General features: G+C 40.3%; 1 protein-coding gene and 1 pseudogene. Both read left to right on the forward strand.

Annotation, left to right across the window (positions count from 1 at the left end; all coding sequences use genetic code 11):
* Positions 1 to 309: pseudogene (locus ACOVQQ_RS10095) on the forward strand (hypothetical protein); the annotation flags it as partial.
* Between the two features lie 24 nt (positions 310 to 333).
* The coding region (locus ACOVQQ_RS10100) for an 8-amino-7-oxononanoate synthase (RefSeq protein WP_421818093.1) at positions 334 to 1,165 on the forward strand (832 nt) is incomplete at its 3' end.

Here is a 1,165-nt window from a genome sequence, read left to right on the forward strand (position 1 = left end):
ATTCTCATGGAAATATGTTTTGATTCACGGCGGCTATTGGACAATTTGTTTAGGTCTTATGGGCGGCATACTGTGCCAATGGGCTTAAGTGAAACAAAATTAGAACCGGTTATATACGAGAATCCGCAAGTACTTCCCGAATATTGGGATACGCTCGCGGGTTCTAATATTTTTTTAAAGCAGTCGTATTTACGTGCGTGTTACGAAAGCAAGCCGAAAAACATGCGCTGCTTTTTTATCGTTGTTGGTGCGGAAGATAAACCTGTAAGCATTGCCGTTGCCCAATTTCTGGATTTAAATCAGTTATAAACCTTTGGCGAACGACAACGCTGCATGAAAACGGTTGCTCGGAATTTTATCTTCAAGAAATTTAGTTCGCATGTGCTTTTTATCGGAAACAATATGCTCAGCGGACAACATGCGTTTGCCACTTGCAATGAAACCAATTCCACAGATGTACTTACCGCTTTACAACGTGCAGCCACACAAATTAAAGAACGGCTGAGGACCGAGGGCATTTCTTTACATCTCACCGTTTTCAAAGATTTCGACGCCGCATTCTTACAACAAAACAATCCGAATTTCCCAAACTTTTTCAAGTTTACAACTCAGCCCAATATGGTTTTCGAACAGCTAGGCACTTTTGCTAACGAAACCGATTATGTGGGCGCTTTTGCGAAGAAGTACCGCGATCAGTACAAACGCAGTCGCAAACGCTTGCAACCCATTACTTCGCGCTTTTTAACAGAAACCGACTTAGCAGAATACCAGAAAACTACTGCCGACTTGTACTTTAACGTGGCGAAAAACTCGGCTTTCAATACTTTTTTACTTCCGGAAAATCATTTTTTGGCATTGAAAAAGCAACTTCAGGAAGATTTTATTGTGAAGGGATATTTTGAAGCCGAACGTCTTGTGGGTTTTAGTACCATTATACGCAACGGTTCTACTGCCGACACCTATTTTTTAGGTTACGATGCCGAAATTCAAAAAAATCATATGTTGTACCTAAATATGTTGTACGACATGATACTAACTTCGATTTCGCTAAAGTTTGAAAGAATTGTTTTTGGACGAACGGTAATGGAAATTAAAAGCTCGGCAGGCGCGGTACCACAAGAGCTTTTTGGATTTATGAAACACCACAATTACCTGTTAAACAAAA

This window comes from Flavobacterium sp., assembly GCF_049240005.1.
Lineage (GTDB): Bacteria > Bacteroidota > Bacteroidia > Flavobacteriales > Flavobacteriaceae > Flavobacterium.